This window comes from Streptomyces sp. SPB074, from assembly GCF_000154905.1.
Taxonomy (GTDB): domain Bacteria; phylum Actinomycetota; class Actinomycetes; order Streptomycetales; family Streptomycetaceae; genus Streptomyces.
On record NZ_GG770539.1, the window covers coordinates 3,472,583 to 3,475,323 of the forward strand.

General features: G+C 74.8%; 4 protein-coding genes and 1 tRNA gene. 3 read left to right on the forward strand and 2 right to left on the reverse strand.

Going from position 1 to position 2,741, the window contains the following annotated elements; genetic code table 11:
• Nucleotides 1-204 (forward strand): DUF5324 family protein (locus SSBG_RS14340; protein ID WP_037869769.1); only part of this gene is annotated, 204 nt, incomplete at its 5' end.
• Nucleotides 205-370: 166 nt separating this feature from the next.
• Here SSBG_RS14340 and SSBG_RS14345 read toward each other — a convergent pair.
• Both SSBG_RS14345 and SSBG_RS14350 read right to left on the reverse strand, forming a co-directional pair.
• Complete coding sequence (locus SSBG_RS14345) at nucleotides 371-637, reverse strand: hypothetical protein (protein ID WP_037869770.1); 267 nt, start codon at nucleotides 635-637, stop codon at nucleotides 371-373.
• Nucleotides 638-753: 116 nt separating this feature from the next.
• A tRNA-Ala gene (locus tag SSBG_RS14350) sits at nucleotides 754-826 on the reverse strand.
• Between the two features lie 251 nt (nucleotides 827-1,077).
• On the opposite strand from SSBG_RS14350, the gene SSBG_RS14355 reads away from it, so the two are divergent.
• Together SSBG_RS14355 and SSBG_RS14360 are read left to right on the forward strand one after the other, a co-directional pair.
• Nucleotides 1,078-1,752, forward strand: coding sequence for a helix-turn-helix domain-containing protein (locus tag SSBG_RS14355; RefSeq protein WP_008746835.1), 675 nt, complete (start codon nucleotides 1,078-1,080; stop codon nucleotides 1,750-1,752).
• 8 nt (nucleotides 1,753-1,760) lie between these two features.
• On the forward strand, nucleotides 1,761-2,741 hold a 981-nt coding region (locus tag SSBG_RS14360; protein WP_078491303.1), incomplete at its 3' end, for a serine/threonine-protein kinase.

The window sequence follows — 2,741 nt, forward strand, 5'->3', positions numbered from 1 at the left end:
GGCTTCGTCAAGGGCCTCGCCGTCGTCACACTGCTCGCGGGCGGCGCCTACGCCGCCTGGAAGTGGTGGGACAAACAGGCCAACCCGGACTGGCTCGTGGAACCCCCGGCCCCGACCGAGGTTCCCGAGGACGGCAGCCACCTCACCGCCGTCGAAGGCACGCTCGACGCCGAATCCCCGTCGAGCGCCGAGCAGAAGGGCTGATCCACCGCCCTCCCGCACGCGTACGTCCCCGGACGGAGCCATCCGTCCGGGGGCTTTGCGCGCGCCGGACGATGTTCCACGTGAAACATCGCGCCATGTCCGGCGGGAAACGTCACGCCATGTTCCACGTGAAACATCGCCGGGGGCGCCCCGCGCCGCCTCGGTCTCAGCCCGCCAGCTGGTCCACGTACCGCTTGGCCATCACGAGCGAGACGCCCGGGTGACGCTCGCGCACCTCCTTGACGGCCGCGACCGGGCCCCGTTCCCGCGCGACCTGCCGTACCCGGCCCCCGTCCACCTGCCGCCAAAAGCCCTCGTAGGAGCCGTACCGCTTCTCGAAGACCCGCGCCCGCCTGCGAGCACCGCGCCCGCTCACGAGTGCGGCCACCAGCACCACGGCCACCCCGCCGTACAGCGCCACTTCACCGATCATCGCCGTCCCCCTGTCCGGGTCGTTGTCCCGTCTCCTCCCCGCCCGCGCGCCGATGAACCGGCCCGGAGTACGCCAGAGCCCCCCGCGCCGAGGGCGAGGGGGGCTCTGACCTGCGGTGGACCCTAGGAGAGTCGAACTCCTGACATCCGCCATGCAAAGACGGCGCTCTACCAACTGAGCTAAGGGCCCGGGCTGTCGCGGCACCACCGGGGCGGCGCGGACACCTGGCACAGGATAGCCGTACACCCCCCGGCTTCCGCAAAAGCGATCCGGAGCGGTTCCGCCGGGGCACGTGGGGTACTGCCCTCGGCGCGGGCCGCTCCGTAGGATGCGCTCAGGCACGTGGGGGCCGGAGCGGGACCGGGAACGGGCCGCCGGCGCACGGCCGGTGGTTCGCCCGTACGAACCGCGCCTGTGGGGAAGCCAAGGGGAGACGGACCATGGACGCAGCACGACAGGAAGCGGCGGCGAGAGCGGCGAGCGCGGAGGGCTCCCGGCTCCCGGGCCCCGCCGCGGAGACCCCGCCCCCGCGCGACAGCGGACCGGAGCCGGGCCGCGCGCCCGAGGAACGCGGCCGGAACCAGGAAACCACCGCGAAATCCCGGGAGTTGCAGCGCCTCTGGTACGGGGAGCCGCTCGGCGCGCTCTTCCGCCGCCTCATCGACGACCTCGGCCTCAACCAGGCCCGTCTCGCCGGGGTCCTCGGCCTCTCCGCCCCGATGCTCTCGCAGCTCATGAGCGGGCAGCGCGCCAAGATCGGCAATCCGAGCGTCGTCCAGCGCGTCCAGCTCCTCCAGGAACTCGCCGCGCAGGTCGCCGACGGCAGCGTCCCGGCAGCCGAGGCCGCGGTACGCATGGACGAGATCCGCGCCTCGCGCGGCGGCTCCGTGCTCTCGACGGGGCAGAGCGGCTCCACGGGCGGCGGCGCCCCCACCGTGCGCCGCGTCGTCCGCGAGATGCAGGCCCTGCTGCGCTCGGTCGCCTCCGCCCAGGACATCGTCACCGCCGCCGCGCTCATCGCCGACGACCACCCCGAACTCGCCGAGCTGCTCCGGGTCTACGGGGCCGGGCGCACCTCCGAGGCCATCGACCACTACGCGCGCCACCAGGTCTGAGCGCCGCCGTGACCGGGACCTTCGCGGGCCGCTACGTCCTCGCCGACCCCATCGGGCGCGGCGGCGCGGGCGCCGTCTGGCGTGCCTGGGACCGGCGCCGCCGCCAGTACGTCGCGGCGAAGGTGCTGCACCGCCGCGACGCGCACACGCTGCTGCGCTTCGTACGGGAGCAGGCGCTGCGCATCGACCACCCGCACGTCCTCGCGCCGCGCAGCTGGGCCGCCGACGACGAGCAGGTCCTCTTCACGATGGACCTCGCGCGCGGCGGGAGCGTCGAGCGCCTCGTCGGGGACTACGGGCCGCTGCCGCCCGCGTACGTGTGCGTCCTGCTCGACCAGCTCCTCGCCGGGCTCGGCGCGGTGCACGCCGAGGGTGTCGTCCACCGCGACGTGAAGCCCGCGAACCTGCTGCTCGAAGCGAGCGGCACCGGGCCCCCGCACCTGTGGCTCTCCGATTTCGGCATCGCCGCGCACCGCGACGAACCGCGGCTGACGGAGCCAGACCACGTCGTCGGCACCCCCGGCTGGATCGCCCCCGAGCAACTCCTCGGCGCCGAACCGGACATGCCCGCCGACCTGTACGCGGCCGGGCTCGTCGCGATCCATCTCCTCACCGGCGGCCGTCCCGACGCGCAGGGCCTCGTCGCGGCGTACGCGCGCGGCATCCCGAGCGCCCCGCGCGACGTCCCCGCCGCGCTGTGGGAGGTGCTCGGCCCGCTCCTCCATCCCGATCCGCGGCACCGGTTCCGGACCGCGACGGCCGTCCGCAAGGCCCTCGCCGAGGCCGCCCGGCTCTTGCCGGGCCCGGGTCCGTACGAGGAGCCGGTCGAGGTCTTCGACCAACTCGGCCCGCCCCCACCGGGCTTCACGGAGCAGGGGCCGCTCCCGCGCCCCCTTCGATCCCCGAGGTTGCCGTTCGAGGAGAGCACGCCCCCGCACCCGCACGGGGACGCCGCCCCCGCCCGTCTCCGGGCTCCCTCCTGCGGGCGG